The sequence below is a fragment of the Mesorhizobium sp. M1A.F.Ca.IN.020.06.1.1 genome (genome assembly GCF_004023265.1).
In the GTDB taxonomy this organism is placed as follows: domain Bacteria; phylum Pseudomonadota; class Alphaproteobacteria; order Rhizobiales; family Rhizobiaceae; genus Mesorhizobium.
The window spans coordinates 1-4,642 of the sequence record NZ_RZSR01000456.1 but is presented as its reverse complement, the minus strand read 5'-3'; the positions used below and the strand labels follow the sequence as shown (position 1 = coordinate 4,642).

The 4,642-nt window shown below is 66.0% G+C and carries 4 protein-coding genes; all 4 read right to left on the bottom strand.

All coding sequences use genetic code 11. The annotated features are described in order from the left end of the window. Positions 1–748 (bottom strand): MarR family winged helix-turn-helix transcriptional regulator (locus EOA60_RS19585; protein ID WP_164899411.1); only part of this gene is annotated, 748 nt, incomplete at its 3' end. Between the two features lie 135 nt (positions 749–883). Beyond that, positions 884–2,020, bottom strand: a complete 1,137-nt coding sequence (locus EOA60_RS19580) for an alanine racemase (RefSeq protein WP_095824848.1) — start codon at positions 2,018–2,020, stop codon at positions 884–886. Further along, entirely contained in the window at positions 2,017–3,297 is a 1,281-nt protein-coding gene (locus EOA60_RS19575) for a D-arabinono-1,4-lactone oxidase (protein ID WP_095824876.1), read from the bottom strand. Before EOA60_RS19575 ends, EOA60_RS19580 begins: the two co-directional genes overlap by 4 nt. Positions 3,298–3,310: 13 nt before the next feature. Continuing rightward, on the bottom strand, positions 3,311–4,495 hold the full coding sequence (locus EOA60_RS19570) for an MFS transporter (protein ID WP_095824849.1): 1,185 nt from the start codon (positions 4,493–4,495) through the stop codon (positions 3,311–3,313). Positions 4,496–4,642: the final 147 nt, after the last annotated feature.

The following is a 4,642-nucleotide window of genomic DNA, read 5'->3' as shown; positions in this document are numbered from 1 at the left end:
CTTGGCGCGCGGCCTCGGCATCGGCCGGCGGCTCGACATAGAGCAGCCTGAGCTTCGCCACCTTGGGCGACTTGCGCATGACGAAAACCGAGCCGACCACCTCGCCTTCGCGCTCGGCTATCCAGCTGCGCTCCCATTGCGGAACGAAGTTCTTGACGAACTCGCCGAGGATCTCGGCAACCAGCGCCTCATAGGTTTCGTCCCAGCCATAGTCCTGCGCGTAGATGAGGCCCTGGCGATGCGTGATCCAGCCGATGTCGCCGACCTGCAGCGGCCGCAGGATATAAGGCACTTTGGGTTGGGGTTTGTCGCCGAGCAGGTCCTGCACCGTGCGCATCGCCTTGACCAGCCGCTCCTGGTCGGTCGGCGCCAGGCGATCGAGCAGCGCGCGCACCTGGTCGTGCGAATCCTGGTTGAGCGGCGCGAAGGCCTCCCTGCCCGCGGGCGTCAGCGCGATCGAGGACCGCCGCGCGTCGGCCTCCGTGGCGGCGCGTTCGACCAGGCCGCGCTCCTCGAATTTTTTCAGCAGCCGGCTGACATAGCCGGGGTCGAGATCGAGGTCGCGCACCAGGTCGCTGGCGACCAGCCCGTCGCGATGGGCAAGCTCGTAAAGCACGCGAGCCTCGGTCAGCGAGAACGGGCTCTTCAGGAGGCCCTCGTCGAGCAGGCCGATCTGGCGGGTGTAGAAGCGGTTGAAAGCGCGCACGGCATCGATGCGCTGCTTGCCGGGGTGATCGTGGATGGTCATGGGAATTCCTCCTGTCGCGGACAGGATCGATCATTTAGTTGACTGAGTCAAATAAATTGATTGTGCCGAACTTCTTTAGGCCGACGGGACAGAGGGGGGCGCGAAGGATCGCGACGAAGACAGTTGGGGCGCCCCTCACCCCATCGGCAGTACCGGCCAGAACTCGACGATGCGCCCACCGGCAAACACCGCGAGCGAGCCGAAATGCTGCAGCACCGCCTCGCTCTGCGTCGGCCGCAGGAAGGCGTAGTCACCGGGCTTCACCTCCGCGCCCGCCGGCAGCCCCATGAATTGCTGGTTGGAAGACAGCCCGATCAGGCCGTTCGGCTTCATGCCTGCGGGGAACACCGGTTCGGCCATCCACTTGCCGCCATAGAGATAGCAGGCCTTCTTCGCGAAGAGGCCGAGCGCCTGCAGCGTGCGGAAGATAGCCGCCGGGCCGGGGAGCACCGGATCGAGCGCCTTCAGAATCGGCGTCGCAATGAGAGCGGCCGGCCGGAAGCCGTCGAGGCCGGGCGTATCGAAATCGCTGGGCAGCACGAAGGCCGAGCCGATCGACACTTCGTTGGCCACGCCGCCGCCATGCAGCAGCGCCGTCTTGGAACCGCCGATGTTGAGGATGCGGCGCTGGTCCGCATCGAGGGCCGCGACGAACTCGGCAGCCTTCGCCGCGGCCTTTTTCAGCGCGCCGGCCGCGCCGCCGAACAGCCCGGGAATTTCCGGCGCATGCGCTTCATAGGCCATGATGCCTTCGCAGCGCAGGTCCTTCGGTATGGCCAGCGCCCTGATCTCGGCAGGACCGGAAAAGCCGCCGCGATGCAGGCCGACATCGACCTCGAAGGCGAAGCGGAGTTCGGTGCCGAACGCTGCGGCGAGCGCACCGTATTCGGACAGGCGCTCCGGCGTGTCGATCAGCCAGCAGACGCGCGACCACCCGCCGGCGTCGCCTCTAGCCAGCGCCGCTTTCGCCGCACCTACCGGCATCGGCTTGCCATAGAGGAGATCGCCCGCGGGAAAGGCGTCGAGCACCGCCTGCGTCACCGGCGGATGGAAGGTCATGAAGCGGCCGGTTTCGAGCGACTTGGAGATATGCGAAAGCAGCGGCAGGCAAGGCAGCGACTTATCGACCAACCGCACGGCAAGACCCGGCGCCAGCCTCTGCTTCACCAGCGCGATGTTGGCGTCCAGCCGGTCGCGGTCGAGCACCAGGCAGGGCCGAAAGATTTCGGCGGCCTTGAGCGCCTTCGACAGCTCGGCGAAATAGGCGCTCATTGTTGGATGCCGAACAGGCTGGCCATATAGGACGACACGAAGCGGTTCTCGGGATCGATGTCGCGGCGCACCGCCATTGCGTCGTCCCAGCGCGGATAGAGTTTCTTGAAATCCGCCGCCGTCAAGCTGTGCATCTTCCCCCAATGCGGCCGCCCGCCATATTTGCGGAAGATCGGCTCGGCCGCGCGCATGAAGGGCAGCGGATCGTTCGCCGCGTCGTGATGGATGGCGATCGAGCAGGTCAGCCTCCTGTGGAAGGGCGAGAGCCAGAATTCGTCCGGGGCGACCGAACGCACCTCCATCGGGAAATAGACTTCCGGGAAATGCTTTTCGGTCAGCGCGATGATCTCGGCCAGCGCCCGGGGACCGTCCTCGTAAGGCAGGTGGTACTCCATCTCGTTGAATTTGGTGCGACGGTCGCTGGCGTAGACGTTGAGCCAGTCCTGCACATAATCCTCGGCCGGCACCTTCTTGACCGCACCCTTGATCAGCGCCCGGCGGAGCGCCGGCAGCCGGCGCAGCACGGTGCGCAGCTTGCGCAACGTCGCCAGGCCCTCCTCGTCATCCTCGGTCGGCCGCGACGCCGGCGTTGCGTCGCTGAGATCGCTGGCGATGAACTGCGCATAGCCGGAAAACGGGATGTAATAGAACTCTGCCGAACGGTGTGCGCCCATCATCGTCTCGAAGTCGCGCAGCATTTCGCCGATCGGTAACACCCATTTGCGGCGCCGCAGCCGGTAGGTCGGGATGTTGTTCATCGTCACTTCGGTGAGCACGCCGAAAGCGCCGAGCGCGACGCCGGTGCCATGGACCATATCCTGGTCGCCCGCCCGGCTGTATTCGCGCAGCTTGCCTTGCCCGTCGACGAACTGCACCGTCTCGAGCTGCGTATGATAGGCGCCGAGCGTCGGGCCGGAACCATGCGTCGCGGTGCCCAGCGCGCCGCCGATCGCTTGCTTGTCGATGTCGCCCATATTGGGCAGGCCCTGGCCGATGTCCTGCAGGATGTGCATCAGCGCGCCAAGCCTTGTCCCCGCCCTCAGGCGTGCCCGATTGGCTGCGGCGTCATGCGAAACCAGCCCCTCGATCTTCGCCAGCGAGATGATGGTGCCGTCGGACTGCACCAGCGGCGTGAAGGAATGGCCGGCGCCGACGACGCGCAGCGGACCGGGCGCGGAACGCACCAGATCGGCCAGTTCGCCGACATCGGCTGGCGTGGCGATCAGCTTCGGCGCGGCGTTCACGAAACCCGACCAGTTGCTCCAGGCGTTTGCCATCGTCACCTCCCGCTCAGGCTGGAACGCGGCGGCGCGCAACCAACACGAAGACGCCGAGCAGCGCCACGCTGGCCAACGCGCTTGCCGCGGCGAATTCCGGCACCGGCCGGAAATTTTGGCCGTCGATCAGCAGCGAGGCGGCCACCGGGCCGATGGCGAGGCCGAAGAGCTGCGCCGCCGGCACAAGCAGTACCGCGTTGCGCGTCTCGTCGGCGGTGATCGCCAGCCGGATCTGGTAGGGCACGATGAAGAGCAGGATGAAGCCCATCACCATCGCCACCGACCAGAAGACCAAAAGCCCAGGGCCGGAAGCGAGCAGCACCGAGCTGATCGTCGCGATGGCGCCGATGACGGTGATGGCGAAGCGGTAGTCGATGCGCGCTTCGAAGACGGTGGCGGTCATGGCGCCCATGACCTGCGCGGCGAGGCTTGCCGAGACCATCAGGCCGACGGTGCGGCCGTCTATGCCGAACTCGGCGCCGAGCGGCTCCAGAAATGCCCAGACGGCGCCGAAGAACATGAAGTAGCAGAAGATCGACAGCAGCGCCGTGATCGCCGGCAAGGTGAGCACATTGGCAAAATGCTCGTCCTTCGGCAGGTCGGCGTAGTCGTCCGGCACGATCCACGCGACGACGAGCGACAACAGGCAGACAACGCCAAGCGCGACGAAGCCGCCGGCCGCGCCCGCGGCAGGCACCGCATAAAGCGCGAGCAGCAGCGCCAGCGCGCATTGCGCCAAGGTCTGCAGCGTGACGAAATAGCCGCCGATGCGCTCGGCCCGGCGCGAGCGGGCGATCAATTCGGTCGCCACGGCGACCAAGCCACCCTCAGCAAGCCCGGCGAGCGTGCGCGCCCCGATCAGCGTATTGGAACTCATCGCATAGGCGGTCCAGAAATTGGCGAGCGCCAGCAGCACCAAAAGCGCGGCGCTCTTCCGGCGCATGTTGCGCGCCGGGAGGAGCATCGCCACGATCGCCGAGCCGATGGCGATCGCGATCATCTCGGCGGTGGCGACCAGTGCCAGCTCGTCACCGGTGACATGACCTTCGCTGTAGAGCGCGCCGAGCAGCACCGGCTGCAAGCCCAGGATGAGCAGGCCGACCGAGCCGATCCAGAGCGCCGCGGCGAGTTGCAGGCCGGTCGGGTTGCCGACCAGCCAGTCGCCATTTTCCGCATGCGCGGCATCGGTTGCAGTCACGAGGCGCCCTCCCTTGCAGCCCGGTGAAAAAGCTGACAAGTTGTCAGCATTCACGAAACTGATACTTGATCAGTTTCCTGTCAACCGAGAATCAACGACTGCCCGCGCGAGATGAGGCAAACTAGGCAAACGGCGACGGAACCCAGA

Excerpts from the sequence above, each read along its gene's own strand:
- EOA60_RS19580 (WP_095824848.1), bottom strand. The coding sequence starts at position 2,020 with ATGAGCGCCTATTTCGCCGAGCTGTCGAAGGCGCTCAAGGCCGCCGAA.
- EOA60_RS19575 (WP_095824876.1), bottom strand. The coding sequence starts at position 3,297 with ATGGCAAACGCCTGGAGCAACTGGTCGGGTTTCGTGAACGCCGCGCCG.